General features: G+C 64.9%; 15 protein-coding genes and 1 pseudogene. 8 read left to right on the top strand and 8 right to left on the bottom strand.

The genetic code is table 11. From position 1 onward, the window contains the following. Positions 1 to 21: 21 nt before the first annotated feature. The 3 genes from hpaD to IVB23_RS08765 all read left to right on the top strand — a co-directional run bounded on the left by hpaD (position 22) and on the right by IVB23_RS08765 (position 3703). A complete protein-coding gene (gene hpaD / locus IVB23_RS08755; protein ID WP_197967133.1) occupies positions 22 to 1005 on the top strand; it encodes a 3,4-dihydroxyphenylacetate 2,3-dioxygenase in 984 nt (327 codons plus the stop codon). Between the two features lie 174 nt (positions 1006 to 1179). Further along, positions 1180 to 2049 (top strand): fumarylacetoacetate hydrolase family protein, encoded by an 870-nt coding sequence (locus IVB23_RS08760; RefSeq protein WP_247803239.1) that lies wholly within the window; start codon positions 1180 to 1182, stop codon positions 2047 to 2049. Between the two features lie 25 nt (positions 2050 to 2074). Beyond that, a complete protein-coding gene (locus tag IVB23_RS08765) occupies positions 2075 to 3703 on the top strand; it encodes a thiamine pyrophosphate-dependent enzyme (protein WP_247803240.1) in 1629 nt (542 codons plus the stop codon). On the opposite strand, the gene IVB23_RS08770 is transcribed toward IVB23_RS08765, so the two are convergent. The 5 genes from IVB23_RS08770 to IVB23_RS08790 form a co-directional block, all read right to left on the bottom strand. Next, positions 3681 to 4925 carry an MFS transporter gene (locus tag IVB23_RS08770; protein ID WP_247803241.1) on the bottom strand — a complete coding sequence of 415 codons (1245 nt, stop codon included), beginning with the start codon at positions 4923 to 4925 and terminating at the stop codon, positions 3681 to 3683. The two genes, IVB23_RS08765 and IVB23_RS08770, sit on opposite strands and share 23 nt — an antisense overlap. A gap of 53 nt (positions 4926 to 4978) precedes the next feature. Then, complete coding sequence (gene alkB, locus IVB23_RS08775) at positions 4979 to 5632, bottom strand: DNA oxidative demethylase AlkB (protein WP_247803242.1); 654 nt, start codon at positions 5630 to 5632, stop codon at positions 4979 to 4981. Between the two features lie 9 nt (positions 5633 to 5641). Further along, entirely contained in the window at positions 5642 to 6388 is a 747-nt protein-coding gene (locus tag IVB23_RS08780; protein WP_247803243.1) for a 2OG-Fe(II) oxygenase, read from the bottom strand. A gap of 288 nt (positions 6389 to 6676) precedes the next feature. After that, the gene (locus IVB23_RS08785; RefSeq protein ID WP_061878114.1) at positions 6677 to 7363 is read right to left on the bottom strand and encodes a DUF2848 domain-containing protein; all 687 of its coding nucleotides are present in this window, start codon (positions 7361 to 7363) and stop codon (positions 6677 to 6679) included. Continuing rightward, entirely contained in the window at positions 7356 to 8705 is a 1350-nt protein-coding gene (locus tag IVB23_RS08790; protein ID WP_247803244.1) for an amidase, read from the bottom strand. The genes IVB23_RS08785 and IVB23_RS08790 overlap by 8 nt, the downstream gene beginning before the upstream one ends. Before the next feature lie 173 nt (positions 8706 to 8878). Here IVB23_RS08790 and IVB23_RS08795 point away from each other — a divergent pair, with 173 nt between their 5' ends. From IVB23_RS08795 to IVB23_RS08810, 4 genes are all read left to right on the top strand, one after another. Beyond that, positions 8879 to 9292, top strand: a complete 414-nt coding sequence (locus tag IVB23_RS08795) for a Zn-ribbon domain-containing OB-fold protein (RefSeq protein ID WP_027558650.1) — start codon at positions 8879 to 8881, stop codon at positions 9290 to 9292. A gap of 3 nt (positions 9293 to 9295) precedes the next feature. Further along, on the top strand, positions 9296 to 10435 hold the full coding sequence (locus IVB23_RS08800) for a thiolase (protein WP_247803245.1): 1140 nt from the start codon (positions 9296 to 9298) through the stop codon (positions 10433 to 10435). Positions 10436 to 10542: 107 nt separating this feature from the next. Beyond that, the gene (locus IVB23_RS08805; RefSeq protein WP_061878117.1) at positions 10543 to 11457 is read left to right on the top strand and encodes an SDR family oxidoreductase; all 915 of its coding nucleotides are present in this window, start codon (positions 10543 to 10545) and stop codon (positions 11455 to 11457) included. A 115-nt stretch (positions 11458 to 11572) separates the two neighbouring features. After that, positions 11573 to 12685, top strand: coding sequence for an SMP-30/gluconolactonase/LRE family protein (locus IVB23_RS08810; protein ID WP_197967122.1), 1113 nt, complete (start codon positions 11573 to 11575; stop codon positions 12683 to 12685). 133 nt (positions 12686 to 12818) lie between these two features. Here IVB23_RS08810 and ppc read toward each other — a convergent pair whose 3' ends face one another. Then, positions 12819 to 15614: a phosphoenolpyruvate carboxylase gene (gene ppc, locus IVB23_RS08815; protein ID WP_197967121.1), complete on the bottom strand. Its 2796-nt coding sequence runs from the start codon at positions 15612 to 15614 to the stop codon at positions 12819 to 12821. 545 nt (positions 15615 to 16159) lie between these two features. Between ppc and IVB23_RS08820 the strand changes: the two genes are divergently transcribed. After that, entirely contained in the window at positions 16160 to 16621 is a 462-nt protein-coding gene (locus IVB23_RS08820; RefSeq protein WP_247803246.1) for a hypothetical protein, read from the top strand. Between the two features lie 79 nt (positions 16622 to 16700). Here IVB23_RS08820 and IVB23_RS08825 read toward each other — a convergent pair. Beyond that, a pseudogene (locus tag IVB23_RS08825) lies at positions 16701 to 17707 on the bottom strand (transporter). Positions 17708 to 17908: 201 nt separating this feature from the next. After that, on the bottom strand, positions 17909 to 19348 hold the full coding sequence (locus IVB23_RS08830) for a DUF1254 domain-containing protein (RefSeq protein WP_247803247.1): 1440 nt from the start codon (positions 19346 to 19348) through the stop codon (positions 17909 to 17911). Between the last annotated feature and the right edge of the window lie 82 nt (positions 19349 to 19430).

Below are 19430 nucleotides of genomic sequence, written 5' to 3' on the forward strand. Positions count from 1 at the left end.
GCCTAACGAGGGGAAACGCCAATGCCCGTACCGCAACACGTCTTCGAGCCGCCGTTCAACATCATCCGCTCCAGCCACGTCGTGCTCGACGTCACCGACCTGAAGCTGAGCCGGGAGTTCTACGAGACCATCGTCGGCCTACATGCCGAGGATGCCGACGACGATGTCGTTTACCTGCGCGCGGCCGAGGAGCACCAGCATCACTCGCTGGTGCTGCGCAAGGCGGCAGCGCCGGCCTGCGCGCGGCTCGGCTTCAAGGTCGGCAACGACGGGGATCTCGACAAGGCCGCCGCGTTTCTCTCGGAGAACGGCCTGGCCTACGCCTTCGTCGATCAGCCGTTCCAGGCCCGCACATTGCAGTTCACCGATCCCTTCGGCTTCCAGATCGAGCTCTACGCCTCGATGGACCGGCGGCCTCATATGCTGCGCCGCTACGACCTCTACAGGGGGTGCCATCCGCAGCGGCTCGATCATTTCAACGTCTTCGCTGCCGAAGTGCAGGACACGATGGAATTCTACGCCCGGCTCGGCTTCCGCCTCACTGAATATGCCGAGGAGGACGGCCCGAACGGGCGCATCGCCGCGGCCTGGATGCATCGCAAGGGCAACGTCCATGATTTCGCCATTACCAACGGCAAGGGTCCGCGCCTGCACCATTTCGCCTATTGGACGCCGACGGCGATGAACATCATCCATCTCTGCGATGTCATGGCTTCGCAAGGTTTCGTGAAGAACATCGAGCGCGGACCGGGACGCCACGGCATCTCGAACGCGTTCTTCCTCTATGTGCGCGATCCCGACGGACACCGCCTCGAGCTCTACACCAGCGACTACTTCACGGGGGATCACGACCACGAGCCGCTGCGCTGGTCGCTGCGCGATCCGCGCCGCCAGACGCTGTGGGGCGCACCCGCGCCGCGCTCCTGGTTCGAGCAGGGCTCGCCGTTTTCGGGCCAGGCCGTGCGCGAGCCGAAATTCGTGGCCGACGTGCTGGTGGCGGACTGATGCCGGTGACAGGCTCAGCCTCTCTCCCCGTCGTCCCTGCGAAAGCAGGGACCCATAACCACAGGGAGGAGTTTGGCGAAGTTTGGTCGTTCGGGATTGCCATCGCGCGCTATCGATAGATCACGCGGTATGGGTCCCGGCGTTCGCCGGGACGACAAGAGAGATAGATTGCCTATGAAACTCCCTCGCCTCGCCACCTATTCCGTCAAAGGTGACACCCGCTACGGCGCCGTCCTTGACGGCGGCATCGTTGATCTCTCCGCGCGCTACGCAAAAGAACATCCGACGCTGCGCGAGGTGATCGCAGCAGGCAAGCTCTTGAACCTCGCCGAAGAGGCTGCCGGCCGCGCACCCGATCACGCGCTCAGCGAGATCAGCTGGCTGCCGCCGGTGCCCGCGCCGGAGAAAATCATCTGCATCGGCGTCAACTATCCCGACCGCAACGCCGAGTACAGAGACGGCCAGGACGCGCCGAAATATCCGAGCATGTTCATGCGCTCGCCGCGCTCCTTCGTCGGGCACGACACGCCGCTGGTGCGGCCGCGCGCGTCCGCGCAGCTCGACTATGAGGGCGAGATCGTGCTGGTGATCGGCAAGCAAGGCCGGCACATTCCGGAGAGCGCCGCGCTCGATCACATCGCCGCGCTGACGCTCTGTAACGAGGGCTCGGTGCGCGACTGGCTGCGCCACGCCAAGTTCAACGTCACCCAGGGCAAGAACTTCGACTCCAGCGGCAGCCTCGGCCCGTGGCTCGTGCCCTACACATCGGAATCGCAGATTGCGGACATTCGTCTCACCACGCATGTCAACGGCGAACTCAGGCAGGACGATCGCACCAGCCGGTTGATGTTTCCGTTCCGCTATCTCGTGAACTATATCTCGACCTTCGCAACCCTCGTGCCCGGCGATATCATCGTCACGGGCACGCCGACCGGCGCGGGCGCACGGTTCGATCCGCCAAGGTACCTGAAGCCCGGCGACGTTGTCGAGGTCGAGGCCGAGGGTATCGGCCACTTGCGCAACGGCGTCGTCGACGAAGCCTGAACAATCATCGAAGTGGAATAACCAGATGACCACCCTCACCGGCGGCGAAGCGATCGTAAGCGGCCTGGTCGCCCATGGCGTCGACACAGTATTCGGCCTGCCCGGCGCGCAGGTCTACGGCCTGTTCGACGCCTTCCACCAGGCCCAGCTCAAGGTGATCGGCGCGCGGCACGAGCAGGCCTGCGGCTACATGGCATTCGGCTATGCGCGGTCCAGCGGCAGGCCCGGCGTGTTCAGCGTCGTGCCCGGCCCCGGCGTGCTCAATGCCAGCGCGGCACTGCTCACGGCGTTCGGCTGCAACGAGCCGGTGCTGTGCGTCACCGGCCAGGTGCCGACGCAGTTCCTCGGCAAGGGCCGCGGTCATCTGCACGAGATGCCGGATCAGCTCGCGACCTTGCGCACCTATGTGAAATGGGCCGACCGGATCGAATATCCCGGCAACGCACCGACGGTCGTGGCGCGCGCGTTCCAGGAGATGATGTCGGGGCGGCGCGGCCCCGCCTCGGTGGAAATGCCCTGGGACGTCTTCACCCAGCGCGCGGATACGGCGGCTGCTCAAGTGCTGGAGCCGCTGCCCGCGCCGCGGCCCGATCCCGACCTGGTCAGGCAGGCAGCCGCGCTCATCAAGACCAGCAAGGCGCCGATGATCTTCGTCGGCAGCGGCGCGATCGAGGCGGGCGAGGAGATCCTCGAACTCGCCGGGATGATCGATGCGCCCGTGGTCGCCTTCCGCAGCGGCCGCGGCATCGTCTCCAACGCGCACGAACTCGGCCTGACCATGGCCGCCGCCTACAAGCTTTGGCCGACAACCGATCTGATGATTGCAATCGGCACCCGCGCTGAGCTGCCGGCCTCGGGCTTTCGCTGGCCTTATCAACCGAGTGGGCTGAAATCCATTCGGATCGATATCGACCCGGTCGAGATGCACCGGATCACCTCCGATGCGGCCATCGTCGCCGACGCCAGGGCCGGTACGGCCGATCTCGTCGCGGCCGTGAAGAAAGCCGGCTATGCGCGCACCCGTGGCCGGCGGGAGGCGATCCGCGAGGCGACCGCGACCGCGCAGACCGAGATCCAGCGCATCCAGCCGCAGATGGCCTATCTCGACATCCTGCGCGAGGTGCTGCCGGCGAACGCGATCGTCACAGATGAATTGTCGCAGGTCGGCTTCGCTTCCTGGTACGGCTTCCCGGTCTACCAGCCACGCACCTTCATCACCTCGGGCTACCAGGGCACGCTCGGCTCGGGCTTTCCGACCGCGCTTGGGGCGAAGGTCGCCAACCCCGACAAGCCGGTGGTCGCCATCACCGGCGACGGCGGTTTCATGTTCGGCGTGCAGGAGCTTTCGACCGCCGTGCAGTTCAACATCGGCGTGGTGACGCTGGTGTTCAACAACAACGCCTATGGCAACGTCCGCCGCGACCAGCGCGAACGCTTCGACGGCCGCGTGGTGGCATCGGACCTCGTCAATCCGGATTTCGTCAAGCTCGCGGAGTCCTTTGGCGTGGCGGCCGCGCGCGTCACCGCGCCGGATCAGTTCAGGGCCGTGCTGGAGAAGGCATTGGCCCATGGCGGGCCGTATCTGATCTCGGTCGAGGTGACCAGGGATTCGGAAGTGAGCCCCTGGGCCTTCATCCACCCGCCGAAGCCTTGAGCTGAACACCGCCCTGGAGCCGCGCGGCCGCAATCACCAGCAGGCCCGCGCCTGCGACCGACCAGCAGGCGACCGGCGCCCAATGCAGCAGCGGCGCGTATTCCGGCATCTTCTGCAGGCCGCCCGCGACCGCCGCCATGCGCGCGAAGGTGCCGAGCGCGAGCGCCGAGAACACGAGGCCCGTGACCTTTCCCTCCGCGCCGGTCGAGCCGATCGCAAGCGCGGCCGAGACTGCGCTCATCAGCATGCAGCCCCACGCGGCTCCGGCGAGGAACTGGGCGACGATCAGCGTATTGAGGCTGCCGGCAAATTCGGCGGCGGCAATGGCCACCGCACCGAACAGGCCGGCGGCACCCAGCACGATCAGGCCGCCCCGGTGCTTGACGACCAGGCTCGCCGGAAACATCGCAATGTTGAAACCGATCCAGAACACCGGCATCAGCCATTGCAGATCATCCGGCTTGGCGAATCGCAGATAGAACGGCGCGCTGTTCATGGAAAAGTGCAGCTGATAGCCGAGCGCCAGCGCCACCATCGCGACGATGAAGGCGATCGGGACGAGGCCCAGCGGCTTGGCCGCCTCGGCCGGCGCCAGCCGCACGGTGTCGCGCGCCACGTCGTACTCGATCCGTGACAGCCCCAGCGCCGTCAGCAGCAGGACCGCGCTCGATATCACGAATGGCAGCCGCGCATCGTGCTCGCGCAGCACTACGCCGAGATAGGGCGAGACGGCGCCGGCGACGCCATAGCCCAACATGGCCACCGCCGCGAGGAACGGCACCTGCGGCATGGCGCGGTACTTGCCGAGCAAGGTCAGCGGCGGCGCGCGCAGGGCCGATGACGTGATCGACCAGACCACGATCAGCGCGATCAACCATACCTGCGCGCCCGCGCCGATGCCGGCCACGAAAGGCAGCGCAACGAAGGCGGCGCAGGAGATCGCCGCCAGCACGCCGACGAACAGGCCGAGCCGCCCGACGACGGGTCCGAGCTTGTCTGCCGCGATCCCCATCGCGGTATCGGCGATGGTGAAGATCGCCTGGTCCAGCATCAGGATGAGGATCACGGCCGCCGGCGCAAGGCCGACATCCGCTGCGAGCTTCGGCAGGTAGACGACATAGGTCGTCCAGCCCAGCGTGAACACGAGTTGCAGAACGGCCAGATAGAGCCCCGTGCGCGATGCGCTCGTGCTCGCGCCAGTCGAGACCTGTGCAGTAGTCATGTCGCCGCCCCCTCGCAGCAGCTTAGACGACGGCGATGCCTCTTGGGAATGCCTCAGAGCACCTTGCGAAAGGTCAGGTTGATGCGCCGCCGTCCGAGCAGCGAATGCTCGCCATCGGCGAGCGGCGCCACGCCGTGATAGGCGAGCCTGCTCGGCCCGCCCCAGACCACGACATCGCCATGGACAAGCCGGAAGCGGCGCGGCTTGTCGCCGCGCGCCATGCCGCCGAACAGGAAGGTCGCGGGCAGGCCGAGCGAGACCGAGACGATCGGCGCCGAATAGTCCAGTTCGTCCTTGTCCTGGTGCAGCGACAATCGGGTGCCGGGCTCGTAGCGGTTGACGAGGCAAGCATCGGGCGCGAAGCCGGCGAAACCGTCCTGCTCCGCAGCGCGGCGGGCGAGATCGCGGAACACAGGCGGCATCGCCGGCCACGGCGCGCCGGTGCGCGGATCGATCGGATCGTAGCGATAGCCGGTGTGATCGGTGATCCAGCCGCGCTCGCCGCAATTGGTCATCGCCACCGACATCAGATGCCCGCCGGGCGTGGTCATCCGCCGGAACGGAGATTGTGCCACGATGGCGCGCACCGCCTCGATCAGCTCGCTCTCGATCGGCTTGACGAAGCCGCGCAGCAGCACGGCGCCGTCGGCGATCTCCTCGCGCGACGGCTGTGCTTCGGCAACACTGTCGAACAGATCACCCGTCAATCGCAGCGCTCATTTGGCATCATGAAAGATCACGCCCAGGGTGTGGCGCCGGCCGGACCTGATCCGGCTGACGCCATGGCGCAGATTAACGCGGTAGGTGCCGCGTGTCCCCTGCACCGGGCGGTGATGCACAGCGAAGGCGACCGCATCGCCCTGCGCGAGCGGCACGACCTCGGCGCGGGATTGCATGCGCGGGCGCTGCTCGGTCAGCACGAACTCGCCGCCGGTGAAATCGCGGCCCGGCTCGGAGAGCAGGATCGCGACCTGGAGCGGGAACACGTACTCGCCATAGAGGTCCTGGTGCAGGCAATTGTAGTCGCCGGCCTCATATTGCAGCAGCAGCGGTGTCGGCCGCGCCTGTCCAGCCTCATAGCAGCGCTTCAGAAAGGCCGCATGGCTTTCGGGATAGCGGATGTCGATCCCCATCGCCTCGTTCCAGCGATTGGCGACGGGTTGCAGGTGCGCATAAAGCGCCGGGCGGAGCTGTGCGATCAGGTCCGGCAGCGGATAGGAGAAGTACTTGTACTCGCCGCGGCCAAAGCCGTGGCGGCCCATGACGATGCGACTGCGGAAGTGCGCGTCATCGGGATAGAGCGCGGCGATGTCGGGGCATTGATCGGGCGTGAGCAGGTTCTTCAGGACGGCGCCGCCCTGGGAGTCGAGCTCGGCGGTGATTTGCGACCAGTCGAGGGAGTCGACGTGCGCGGGGAGGTCGGCCTCAGAGTCTGGTGCGGCAACCCGTTTGGCAATGGCCATAGCGATATCCTGTCCAAGTTCGTCATTCCGGGGCGCGACGAAGTCGCGAGCCCGGAATCCATTCATCCACCGACAATGCCGCACGATGGATTCCGGGCTCGCGCCCAAGTGGGCGCGCCCCGGAATGACGGATTTGGGTGTGGCAAAGCGCGAGCGCTACGGCCACCCGATTTCCGATGACCGTCTCCCCCGTCATTGCGAGGAGCCCTTGCGACGAAGCAATCCAGACTGGATCCGCGGAGGGATTCTGGATTGCTTCGCTTCGCTCGCAATGACGGCGGGGTAGACCTAGCCCCGCACCGGCAGCGTCAGCACATCGTATCCATGCCTGATCGTGCGCTTCAGCACGGGATCCTCCAGCTCGAAGTCGAACCGGTCGGCGGGGCGGATGCCGCCCTTGGCGGCGAAGGTGCCGCCGAACATGGCGCAGCCGTCGGGGAACTTGCCGCCGTCAAAGCCGCGCGCGATGAGCTCGGTGACCGGCAGCATCGCGTCGAGCGTGCCTTCCTGGTACAGCACGCGCTCGCCCTTGATGGTGGCGTAGGAGCGCAGGATCATCCTGTCCCAATGGGCGATGATGTCCTCGAGCTCCCACAAAGTGGAGGCGATGGGCTTGTCGCACATCTGCTTGGACACCGTGACGTTGTAGGCCTCGACCTTGCGGTCGGTGTGGTCGGAGCCGCAGCCGACGAAGATGCGGCCCTGCCAGCCGATCAGCACGAACTCGACCTCGCCACTGGAATCGCCGCCGGTGCATTCGATGCGGTCTTCCTGGGTCAGTCGCCGCGCCGAGGCGCGGTAGTAGATCGGGGTCGACGCCGGCGGAGCGATGCCCATCTCCTGCAGCTCGGCGATGTGCTTGTCGCGGGCGACGGGATCGCGGCCGGTCCAGCCGGCGATGACCATCTGGTCGATCGCCAGTGTCAGCGGCGTGGTGGTGTCCTGGGCATCGACGGTGAAAGTCAGGTCAAACACGAATGACGGCCTCCATGCCGGCAGCAAGCTCGAAAATGCGACGGTCCCATCCGCCCGCCCCCGCCAGCATCAGGCCAACGGGAACGTCGCCGTCACGATGTGCAGGGATCGAGATCGCGCAGCCATCGATCATGTTGATCAGGGTGCAGTTGCGTAGCGCGCGCAGGTTCTGGGTGGTGAAGGCCTTGTCGTCGGCGAGATCGGCGATCTTCGGCGGCGTGTTGGCGGTGGTCGGCAACACCAGCGCGTCATAGGGTGCAATGCGCGCATTGACGCGGGCGATCAGCGAGCGGCGCTCGTTGAGGAGATCGATATAGTCGGCCGCGCTCTGTGCCTCGCCGCGCATGATGCGCACGGACACGCGGGGATCATAGACGTCGCCCTTGGACGTGATGAGATAACGATGCCAGGCATAGCTTTCAGAGGCCGCAAAACCGCCCTTGGCATTCATCGGGCCGACATCGTGGAACTCCGCCATCTCGATACGCTCGATGATAGCGCCGTGATCCGCAAGCGTCTTCAACGCGCGCTCGAAGGTCTTGGCCACTTCTGCGTCGAGGTCGTCGAGCGCGATCGTGGTGGGCACCGCGAGCCGCATGCCCTGGATCGGCCGCGGCTTCAATGCGATGATCGGCTCGTTCGCGAGCACGGCATCGAGTATGGCACAGCAGCTGACCGATCGTGCCAGCGGGCCGATGCTGTCGAGCGAGAACGAGAGCGGCACGGAGCCGTCGAGCGGCACGCGGCGCTGCGTCGGCTTGTAGCCGACGATGCCGTTGAAGGCGGCCGGAATCCGGCAGGAGCCGCCGGTGTCGGTGCCGAGCGCACCATGCGCCATGCCGTCCAGCACCGAAACGGCCGCCCCCGAGGAGGAGCCGCCGGGCACGTGACCCTCGCTCCGATTCCAGACGCCCTTCGGGGTGCCGTAATGCGGATTGATGCCGATGCCGGAATAGGCGAACTCGGTCATGTTGGTTCGGCCGATCACGACGAACCCCGCCCTGCGCAGCCGCGCCACCGTTGCGGCATCCTGCTCGGCCGGCGGCGAATCGTCCAGCGCGCGCGAGCCGGCGCGCGTCACCTGGCCCTTGATGTCGAAGAGATCCTTGATCGAGATCGGGATGCCGGCATAGCGCGACGGCGCCGCCTTGGCCTTGCGCAAGGCGTCCATCGCATCGGCCGCCGCGAGTGCGGCGTCCTTGTCGACATGGAGGAAGGTGCGCTGGCCCTCTCCGGCGGGATCGGCGATCCTGGCCATGCAGGCTTCGACCAGCTTGCGGGAGGTGGTGCGGCCGCTTTCGAGGTCTTCGGCGAGCTTCGCCAGTGTCGGAAAATCGGGCATGTCTGTCTCACGGAATATTGGCGCGCGCAATCTATAGCGCTGGCTCAGTTCGACACAAGCATTGTGCGCATGATGGCATGCATGCGTATTGCTGGACCGTTGACGTACCATAGTCGATTGTCGCATCAAGATCAGGCGGGCGCGAAGCCTGTCTTTTGGGAGGAGCCCCTGACATGGCCGAACCGCAGCGCGCGCGACCGAAACCGACGCCGGAGACCCAGCATTTCTGGGACGGCACGAAAGCGGGCGAACTGCGGCTGCAGCGCTGCGACGCCTGCGCGCATGTCTACTTCCCGCCGCGCCCGTTCTGCCCCTCCTGCGCCTCGCGCAAGGTCAGCATCTTCAAGGCGAGCGGCAAGGGCTTTCTCTACAGCTACGTGATCAACCATCGTCCCGCCGCGCCGGGCTTCACGCCGCCTTACGCCATCGCCGTGGTCGAGCTCGACGAGGGCCCGCGAATGATGAGCAACATCATCGACTGCCCGCAGACGCCGGAGGCGCTCGAGCTCGACATGAAGCTCGAGGTCGCGTTCCAGGAGCTCGACGACAAGATCACCCTCCCCGTGTTCCGGCCGGCGAAGGGATAAGCCATGCGCAAGAACCAGGTTGCCGTCGTCGGCGCGGCCGAGACCACCGAGCTCGGAATCATCCCCAACGCCTCGCAGCTCCAGCTCCATGCGGACGCCGCGCTCAACGCCATTGCGGATGCCGGGCTGAAGCTGTCCGACATCGACGGCTTTGCCACCGCGGTCGAGACGCCGCAGCAGGTCTGCCACTATCTCGGCATCAAGCCGACCTGGGTGGACGGCACCTCGGTCGGCGGCTGCTCGTTCATGCTCCACGTCCGCCATGCCGCCGCGGCGATCGAGGCCGGCCTGTGCAAGACCGTGCTGATCACCCACGCCGAGAGCGGCAAGTCGATGATCGGCAAATTGCCGCGCTCAACCCCGCCGGACAGCCTCAACGGCCAGTTCGAGGCGCCCTATGGCGTCTACGGTCCGCCCAGCATGTTTCCGATCCCCGTGCTGCGCTTCATGAAGACCTATGGCATCACCCACGAGCAGCTCGCTTCGGTGGCCGTGGTGCAGCGGGAATGGGCGGCCAAGAATCCGCGCGCGATGATGAAGGACCCGATCACGGTCGCCGACGTGCTGAACTCGCGCATGATCGCCTATCCGTTCCGGCTGCTCCAGTGCTGCCTCGTCACCGACGGCGGCGGCGCGCTGATCCTGACCTCGGCGGACCGCGCCAGGGACTTTCCGCGCAAGCCCGTCTACATCAGGGGTACCGGCGAGAGCGTGGAGACGCCGATGGTCAGCCAGATGGAGACCTTCAATTCCTCGCGCGCGTTCAAGACTGCAGGGCCGCTGGCGTTCAAGGAGGCCGGCATCGCCCACAAGGACGTCGATCATCTCATGATCTACGATGCGTTCGCGCATCTGCCCCTGTTCGGCCTCGGCGATCTCGGCTTCATGCCGTACGAAGAAACCGGCCGGTTCATCGCGGACGGCAACACGCGGCCTGGGGCCAAGTTGCCGCTCAACACCAATGGCGGCGGCCTGTCCTACATGCATTCGGGCATGTACGGCATGTACGCGCTCCAGGAGAGCGTCCGCCAGATGCGCGGCATCGCGCCGGCACAGGTGCCGAACGCGAAGATTTCGGTGTGCCACGGCGTCGGCGGCATGTTCGCCGCAAGTGGCACGATCGTGTTTACGAACGAGAGGTAGCTAACCGTCATTCCGGGGCGCACCTCTTGGCGCGAACCCGGAATCTCGAGATTCCGGGTCTGGTGCGTCGCACCATCCCGGAATGACGGACCAACAGGAGAACCCACATGTCGAAATCACTGCAGGACAAGGTCATCATCGTCACCGGCGCAGGCCGCGGCATCGGGCGCGAGATCGCGCTGCTGTGCGCGGCAGAGGGCGCCAAGGTCGTCGTCAACGATCCCGGCAGTGCCGCGGACGGCGCCGGCGCGAACGCTGCTCCGGCCGAGGAGGTGGTCGAGGAGATCAAGAAGCGCGGCGGCACGGCGGTTGCCAATTTCGAGTCGGTGGCGGAAGCGATCCCCGCCAGCAAGATCGTGAAGACCGCGACCGACCATTTCGGCCGGCTCGACGGCGTCGTCAACAATGCCGGCATCCTGCGCGACATGATCTTCCACAAGATGAGCGTGGAAGCGTTCGAGGCCGTCATCAAGGTGCACCTGATGGGCTCATTCTACGTCAGCCACGCCGCGGCCCGCGTCTTCCGCGAGCAGGAGTCGGGCTCCTTCGTGCACTTCACCTCGACATCGGGCCTGATCGGCAATTTCGGCCAGGCCAATTACGCCGCCGCAAAGCTCGGCATCGTCGGCCTGTCGAAGTCGATCGCGCTCGACATGGGCCGCTTCAACGTGCGCTCCAACTGCGTCTCGCCGTTCGCCTGGACCCGCATGATCGGGACCATCCCGACCGAGACCGAGGCCGAGAAAGCGCGCGTCGAGAAGATCAAGCAGATGGGACCGGAGAAGATCGCCCCGCTCTGCGGCTATCTGCTCGGCGATTCCGCCAAGGACGTCACCGGCCAGATCTTCGGCGTGCGCATGAACGAGATCTTCCTGTTCAGCCAGAACCGGCCGATCCGCTCGGTGCAGCGGAGCGAAGGCTGGACGCCGCAATCGATCGCGGAACATGGCATGCCGGCGCTCAAGGGTTCGTTCTACAAGCTCGACCGCTCCGCCGACATCTTCACCTGGGATCCGGTCTAGCTGCATTTCCGGCATCCCTGCCCTGCGATCTCTGGTTGTCTCCGCCTGAGATCGCCCCGCTTTACGCCCGAATGGGGGCGAATGGTGTCCTCCCAACAAACTTTGGGAGGAAACCATGACAAGAATACTGACCAACACCGACTACACCACTGCGACCGGCGGCCTTGGACGCCGCACTCTCCTCAAAGGCACCGCGGCTCTCGCGGCGTCCACCATCCTTGCCTCACAGGCCAATGCCCGCGACTTCGGCGCCAATGCCGAACCGCAGCGCTATCCCGACCCCGACATCGTCGTGATCGATCCCAAACGCTTCAAGGCCAAGGTCGGCAACACCGCGATCAAGCGGCTCTACACCGGCTGCCTCTGGGCGGAAGGGCCGGCGTGGAATGCGCAGGGGCAATATCTGGTCTGGAGCGACATCCCCGCCAACCGCCAGCTTCGCTATCTCGACGATGACGGCCATATCTCCGAGCAGTTCCACAAGCCGTCGAACGAATCCAACGGCAACTCGTTCGACACCGAGGGCCGCCAGCTCAGCGCCGAACGCACCCGCCTCGTGCGCTACGAGCACGACGGCTCGGTCACGACCCTGGCCGAGCAGGCGGGTGGCAAGCCGCTCAACGGCCCCAACGACATGGTGGTCCATCCCAACGACAAGGCGATCTGGTTCACCGATCCCGGCTATGGCGCGATCAGCATCTACGAAGGCAAGCTCGCCAAGACGGGCTCGCTCCAGCCCCACCAGAAGGAAGCGGTCTATCGTCTCGACCCCCAGACCGGTCAAGTCGCGAAGGTCGCCGACGAACCGTTCAAGCCGAACGGCATCGCCTTCAGCCACGACTACAGGAAGCTCTATGTCTGCGACACCGGCATCACACATTACCCGCAAGCGGAGAACGTGGTGTGGTCCTATGACGTCGACGGCCCAAAGCTGTCGAACCCGAAGAAGCTGATCGACATGAAGCTCGACGGCAAGTCAGGCTTTCCGGACGGCCTTCGCGTCGACACCGAGGGCAATATCTGGGTCGGCGCCGGCTGGGTCGGCCCGGGCTATGACGGCGTGCAGGTGTTCGCACCGAACGACGGCGCGCGGATCGGGCAGATCCTGCTGCCCGAGACCTGCGCCAATGTCTGCTTCGGCGGCAAGAAGCGCAACCGCCTGTTCATGACCGCGAGCCAGTCGCTCTATGCGGTCTATGTGGAAACGCAGGGCGCGCATTTCTGTTGAGGGGCACTGCATCACCACGCGTCATGGCCGGGCTTGTCCCGGCCATCCACGCCTTGACGCGCGGCACGAAGAACGTGGATGCCCGGGACAAGCCCGGGCATGACGGCTGAGGATTTGGCGACAGCGTCGTCCCCTACCCCGTATTCCTCAACCCCGCCGAAATGCCGTTGATGGTCAGCTGAATTCCGCGCAGCACCTGCTCGTCCGGGTTCTGCGCGCGGTGCTCTTTCAAGAGTTCGACCTGCACGTGGTTGAGCGGGTCGAGATAAGGGAAGCGGTGGCGTACGGAGCGCTCCAGGAGCGGATTGCCCTGGAGCAGCCGGTCCTGGCCCATGATGTCGAGCAGCGTCTCGATGCAGGAATGCCATTCGCGGCGGATACGGCCGAAGATCTTCTCGCGCAAGGCTTCGTCGGGCACGAGCTCGGCGTAGCGCGAGGCGATCGCGATCGAGCTTTTCGCCAGCACCATGTCCATGTTCGACAGCAGCATGCGGAAGAACGGCCATTCCTGGTAGAGCTCCTTCAGGAACGGCATGCCCTTGTCGGGATGCTCGGCGATCCATTGCTCGACCGCGCTGCCGAAGCCGTACCAGCCCGGCAGCATCAGGCGGCATTGCGCCCAGGAGAACACCCAGGGGATGGCGCGAAGGTCTTCGATCGCGCGGGTCTTCTTGCGCGAGGCCGGACGGCTGCCGATGTTCAGCGTCGCGATCTCGTTGATGACGGTGGAAGCCCAGAAATAATCGACGAAGCCGTCGGTCTCGTAGACCAGGCCGCGATAGGCCTTGAAGGCGAGATTGGAAAGCTCGTCCATCGCGGTCAGATATTCGCGGCGCGGTGCGCTCTGGCGCGGATGCAGGAGACTCGCCTCCAGCGTCGCGGCGGCGAGGATCTCCAGATTGTTGCGGCCGACCTCGGCGTTGGAATATTTCGACGAGATGATCTCGCCCTGCTCGGTGATGCGGATCTGGCCGTTCACGGCGCCGCCGGGCTGCGCGATGATGGCGTCATAGCTCGGCCCACCGCCGCGGCCGACCGAACCGCCACGGCCGTGGAACAGGCGCAGCCGCACGTGGTGGCGCTCGAACACCTCGACGAGGCCGATCTCGGCCTTGTAGAGCTCCCAGCCCGAGGTGACGAAGCCGCCGTCCTTGTTCGAGTCGGAATAGCCGAGCATGACCTCCTGCACGCTGCCACGGCTGTCGACCAGCCGGCGGTAGTCGTGCAGCGACAGCATGCGATCCATGATGCCGGATGAGGCCTGCAGATCCTCGATGGTCTCGAACAGCGGGACGATGTTGATGGCGCTGCGGCCGGAAGGATGGACGAGGCCGACCTCCTTGAGCAGCACGGCCACTTCCAGCATGTCCGACATGCCCTTGCACATCGAGATGATGCATTGGGGGATGGCGTCCGAGCCGAACTTCGCATGCGCTTCCGCGGCGGCATGGAAGACGTTGAGCTCCCCCATGGTCTCGTCGCTGTATTTGACGAAGGGCGAGACCAGCGCGCGCGTCGAGCGCAATTCGTTGGTGAGCAGCGAGATGCGGGCATCCTCGCCGAGCGCGAGATAGGACATGCCGGGATTGGCGGCGTCCATCAGCTCGGCGATGGTGCGTTCGTGCACGGCCGAGTTCTGGCGGATGTCGAGCCGGGCGAGATGGAAGCCGAAGCAGTCCACTGCGCGGCGCAGCAGCCGCAGCCGGCCGCGGGCGATGACGCGGGCGTTGTTGGAGATCAGCGAGCGGTGCAGCACGTCGAGATCGGCCTGCAGCTCCTTGACGCTGGCGTAAGGCGCCGCTTTGCCGACCGGCCGGCGTGTGATCTCGACCTCCAGCATTTCGGCCGTTGCGGCGAGCCGGGCATAGATGCCGGACACCGCGAGACGATAAGGCTCGCCGCTTCGGTGCGGCGAGGTGTCCGGCGAGCGCTCCGCCAGGTTGCGCAGCTCCTCCGAGACGTCGGCAAGATGAGCCGCGATCGACAGCTCGGCGCCGAGCACGTGCAGCTCGTTCAGATAGAACTGCATCACCCGGCTCGACTGCAGCCGCAGCGTGCCGCGCATGACGTCGGCGGTGACGAAGGGGTTGCCGTCACGATCGCCGCCGATCCAGCTGCCCATGCGCAGGAACGAGGCGAGCTCGCCGGCAGCCTGTGCGCCGTCCTCCTCCAGCCGGTCCTCGAGCGCGTTTACAAGCCGCGGCACCTCGCGCAGGAAGGTGTAGTCGTAGAAGGACAGGCCGTTGGCGACCTCGTCGAGCACGGTCAGCTTGGTCCGGCGCAACAGATTGGTCTGCCACAGCGTCAGCACCTCGCGGCGAAGCTGCTCGTCGCTGGCGGCCGCTTCCTCCGCGGTCAACGCGACCCGCTCGCGGCGGTCGAGCAGGCCGGCGACCTCCATCTCGCGGTCCATGGTGCTCTTGCGGCGGACTTCGGTCGGATGCGCGGTCAGCACCGGGCTGACCAGCGCGGTCTTGAAGAAGTTGCGGAGCTGATCGGGACCAATGCCCGCCGCCTTGGCATGGGCCAGCGTGTCCGCCAGCACGCCGGAGCCGCCGCTTTTGGCAGCACGCGCGCGCATCTGGCGGATGTTGTTCTGGTCCTCGGCGATGTTGGCAAGGTGCGAGAAATAGCTGAAGGCACGGACGATCCGCACCGTCTCGGAGGTCGACATGCTGTCGAGGATCTGCTCGAGCTCGCGGCGGGCGAGCCGGTCCTCGTCGCGGTGGAACCGGATCGAGGTCTGCCGGATGCGCTCGACCAGGTCGAACAATTCGGCGCCCTCCTGGTCGCGCACGGTGTCGCCGAGGATGCGCCCGAGCAGGCGGATGTCGTCCCGCATGCGCGCGTCGGCCTCGAGCGCCTGGACGTCATCAGGGCGGTTGGCGCGGGGTTCAGTGCTGTCGGATGGTACGGTCTGGAGGGACATGGCTCGCTCCTTGGTTCGAGCTCGCTTGGATGCCCGGCAAGCGCGAGTGTGCGATATTTTTCCGCCGCAGTGCAAGATGAACTTGGTGGCGGCGCGGCAGGGCTGGGGTGATGATCACGTGTCCCGGACAAGCAGCAACGCCGCAAGCGTTGCTCCGCCGAGCCGGGACTCTAGACCGACCTCATTCTGGCACACTGATGCCGTCGGGGGCCGTCCACCCCAACAGAAGCCACAGAGCGCATTGCCGCAACATGGGCCCCGGCTCTGCAGCGCATCACGCCGCGAAGACGCGGCGCGCTGCGCTGCGTCCGGGGCACGAGAGATTGCTGCAATCTCACCAATGGACATCGTCTCGCGGTCTTGCGGCCGGCTACGCTCTACCCATCCTACAGGCTAGTGAGCGGCGGCGTTTTCGGCACGTGCAGGAGCATCACCGACGTTAACCCTGTCGCGCAAATGATTCGTCGTGAGGCGGCAGCCGCCGACAAGTTGCCTTATTGCAGCGGAGAATTTTCAGCGGCACTAACCTTGGTTAGAGGCGCATTATGCTGAGAATGGCGTTGTTGGGCCTCCTTATCCTGTTGAGCGTAGGAATGCTCTCGGCAATGGAGCTGAGAACTCCACCGCGTCGCGCGATCGTCCAGCCGCTTGCCGAGCAAAACGCAGCCATCCCGGCTGCCCATGACGCATTGGCGAAGGCCGATCGCCTTGACGTCGTCGCTGTGAGCAGCGAGATGCCGACACAGGCTGCTTTGGTCGAACCGCCCGTTGCTCCGCCGGAAGACATCCATCTCGGTTCGCGCGAGCCGGAAGCGATCACCCGTCATCGGAACCATCCGAAGAAGATCGCGACCGCCGAACGTCCCAAGCCAAAACCGAAGGCAGCCGTTATCAAGCGAACTGCCAATGTCCAGCGTTCAAAGGCCGCCGACAATACCGAGCCCTGTCGGCTCAAGGCGTTTGGTGGCTTGCGCAAGGCATTGAATCTGACCAGCTGCGAAATCTGAGGACGGTTCTGGCCCCTTGACCTGCATGTGGCGTGCTTTGCCCGACCGGGCAACGCGAGGGATTGTGTGCCACCACGGCCTATTTCGTCACCATCCGTCGGGTCGGCGCCACGGTGCCGGCAGGAGCCATCGGCGAAATCGAGAACGTCAACCACGCATTCCATCCTGCCGGCCGGTTCTCCGCCGCGAATTCGCCATATGCCTTCAGGTTGAGATAACCTTGCATGTCTTCAACCGGAAACAGGTATCCGACCTGCGGACCTACCCCAACGACCCGCGACCGGAAACCACCGAGGATCGGGTGTTGTCCAAAGTCGTCGGTGATCTGCTGATAGCCGTACCCCACCAGTCCGACAAAAAGCTGTTTGGAGAGAAACTGGGAGGCGCCCCAGTCGAAGTGGAAGTCGATGCCATTCTGATATTGTGTGTCGTTGTTCTTGAAATTGTAGGTAAGTCCCGCGACAGCCGAAAACTCGTGGCCGGTCTGCGGATTGAAGTAGGTGTAGCCGCCGCCGCCGTCGATAGCAGCATGGCCGATACCGAGATTGGCAAGCCGGATTGGCGAATAGGCGCCGACCGGAATGTCCCCGGTCACATAGGTCATGAAATTGTGGACCCCGGCGTTCCACTTCAATGTCGCCTGCGGATAGAGGTCGCCGACCGATGTGATGGAGTCGGCGATGGTGCCGTTGCGCGTATCACCAGCGGTCCAAGTGCCGTGGTCAGCGTCCCGCTCAGGTCGGCGCTCGACCGCCCGAACAGGCCGGTTACGCCAATGGCCAATTGTCCTCCGAGCACCGGAGTTGCGAAGGTGTAGGTGGGGTTGAGCAGAACGAGGTCGCCCTGCGCATTGAGATGCAGATTGAGGCTGCTGTTCACCGTCGCGGGAAACCTGCCGATCTGGATTTCCTTCGCCGCGGCTGTGGCTCCGGATGCGGATACGGTCGTGTGATAATACACCGCCGCCATCGACCAGCCCGGCACCGCCGGGGCCGCCGCGAGGCTGCCGAACCGGCCGGGAAGCCAGTACGAAACCCCACCCTCATCGGCATATGCCGCTTCGGGCACGCAGCCGAGCAGCACCATGGCCGCGCCGAGACTCGAGCGGATGAACCAAACCCGAGATTCTTGCCTGGATGGCGTCATTCTCTACCCCCGACACCAATTGTGTCTGAACCCAAAATGGCCGTCGCTGAACTGCAACGGGTGGTCACGGTCCGCGCCAAAAGTATGCGGCATACGATCTGACCGGACCATTTGCCGAACCGATCTGCATTCGGACGACTGTCAAACCCGCTTGATGCCAGGCGGCTGCCAGGTCCCTTCGCCGGCCGGCAGGATCGAAGGTGCTTCGCTCTTCGGCCAGTACAGGCGCATGACAAGATAGATCGTGTCATTGGGCGCAGGCAGCCAATTTGCTTCCTTGTCCGCGCCGGGGCTGTCCTTCTGGATGTAGAGGGTGAGCGAGCCATCCTCATTCTTCTTCATGCCGGGCAACATCGGCGAGTTGATGAGGTAGCGGCTGATCGGGTTCTCGACCAGGAGTTGGCTCTTGCCGTCATACATCGTCACCGACCAGAAGGAGTTCACCGGGGGCAGTTGTCCCGCGGGGAAGGTCAGTGTGTAATTGTGCTTGCTGCCGTCGAGCGTCCGGCCGTCGCTGTCAACACGCGTGAACGGATAGGTCGCTTCCGCCGGGTCATTGCCGTAAATGCCGGCCTGAGCGGCGACGGCTCGCTTCAACCAGTCGCCATTGTAGTGGGCGCTATCGCCTGGAAGACCGCTAACGCGCCAGCCGTTGATCGCTTTGCCGGCAGATGCGACGGCCTCGTCCACCTTCCGCTGCCCCTCCTTCATGCCGAGGCCAAGCTCCAGCTTGTGCTCCAGTGGCAGGTCCTTGAAGTTGAGGGTCTTGCCCGGCCCGACCCCGATGCGTGCCAGCTTGGAGCGTATCTCCTTCTCATTATCCTGTGCCGGCGCGAATTGTAGCGCGAAGTCGAGATAATCGAAGAAGTTGGTCTTCACGAGTTCCTTGTCGATCTTGGGGAAGTCGATGGCTGGCGCGGCCGGCGGCGGCGTCTGTTTCAGATAAGCCGAGAGCATCTGCACCTTGTAGCCAGCTTGCACCTTCTTGACGTTGTCGAGATCATCCGGGCCGAAAAGCTGGGTGCGATAGCCCGCGAGGGATAACTGTGTGCTCGAACGAAACACTCGCTTGATGCCCGCCGGGGTGTCGCCCTTCCAGTCGGGCCCGACCACCATGTAGTCGCCGGCCTCGCTCCCTGTGGCTCGGGTGCCGATATACCCGTAATTGTAAGTATTGCCGTCGCAGAGCATGACCGAGTAGTAGCGCTTCGGATCGATTGCCGGCACCGAGAGCACCACCGGCTCCGCCCGCAAATCCAGCCACACGAAGGAATAGGGCGTGTCGCTATTGGGCGTGACGATCGCCGTATCCTTGTAGGTGTAGACATTCGGCTCGTTCTTGATCTGATTGAACGGTGCCTTGAACTGCCCCGAATTGCGGTCGACCGCGTATTCGTACATGATTGCATAGTTCATCACGATTGGCAGGCCGTAGATGAAACCTGCCTCGGCGATGTCCTTGGCCTCTAACAGCCTGGGCCAATCGGCTTTGTTCTGCGCAATTGCCGGGGTGGACCTCGCCGTTGTGACGGCGAGCGCGGTCATTGCAGCGGAGCGAAGCAGATCGCGTTTCGTCAACATGGGATGCTCTCCTTTGTCACCATTGTTCTTTTATTCGGCGGACGCCAGCGCCAAAGCGCTGGCGTCGATGGCGGAGCGGATG

Source organism: Bradyrhizobium sp. 191 (assembly GCF_023100985.1).
Lineage (GTDB): Bacteria > Pseudomonadota > Alphaproteobacteria > Rhizobiales > Xanthobacteraceae > Bradyrhizobium > Bradyrhizobium diversitatis.

Excerpts from the sequence above, each read along its gene's own strand:
- hpaD (WP_197967133.1), top strand. The coding sequence starts at position 22 with ATGCCCGTACCGCAACACGTCTTCGAGCCGCCGTTCAACATCATCCGC.
- IVB23_RS08760 (WP_247803239.1), top strand. The coding sequence starts at position 1,180 with ATGAAACTCCCTCGCCTCGCCACCTATTCCGTCAAAGGTGACACCCGC.
- IVB23_RS08765 (WP_247803240.1), top strand. The coding sequence starts at position 2,075 with ATGACCACCCTCACCGGCGGCGAAGCGATCGTAAGCGGCCTGGTCGCC.
- IVB23_RS08770 (WP_247803241.1), bottom strand. The coding sequence starts at position 4,925 with ATGACTACTGCACAGGTCTCGACTGGCGCGAGCACGAGCGCATCGCGC.
- IVB23_RS08780 (WP_247803243.1), bottom strand. The coding sequence starts at position 6,388 with ATGGCCATTGCCAAACGGGTTGCCGCACCAGACTCTGAGGCCGACCTC.
- IVB23_RS08790 (WP_247803244.1), bottom strand. The coding sequence starts at position 8,705 with ATGCCCGATTTTCCGACACTGGCGAAGCTCGCCGAAGACCTCGAAAGC.
- IVB23_RS08795 (WP_027558650.1), top strand. The coding sequence starts at position 8,879 with ATGGCCGAACCGCAGCGCGCGCGACCGAAACCGACGCCGGAGACCCAG.
- IVB23_RS08800 (WP_247803245.1), top strand. The coding sequence starts at position 9,296 with ATGCGCAAGAACCAGGTTGCCGTCGTCGGCGCGGCCGAGACCACCGAG.
- IVB23_RS08805 (WP_061878117.1), top strand. The coding sequence starts at position 10,543 with ATGTCGAAATCACTGCAGGACAAGGTCATCATCGTCACCGGCGCAGGC.
- IVB23_RS08810 (WP_197967122.1), top strand. The coding sequence starts at position 11,573 with ATGACAAGAATACTGACCAACACCGACTACACCACTGCGACCGGCGGC.
- ppc (WP_197967121.1), bottom strand. The coding sequence starts at position 15,614 with ATGTCCCTCCAGACCGTACCATCCGACAGCACTGAACCCCGCGCCAAC.
- IVB23_RS08820 (WP_247803246.1), top strand. The coding sequence starts at position 16,160 with ATGCTGAGAATGGCGTTGTTGGGCCTCCTTATCCTGTTGAGCGTAGGA.
- IVB23_RS08830 (WP_247803247.1), bottom strand. The coding sequence starts at position 19,348 with ATGTTGACGAAACGCGATCTGCTTCGCTCCGCTGCAATGACCGCGCTC.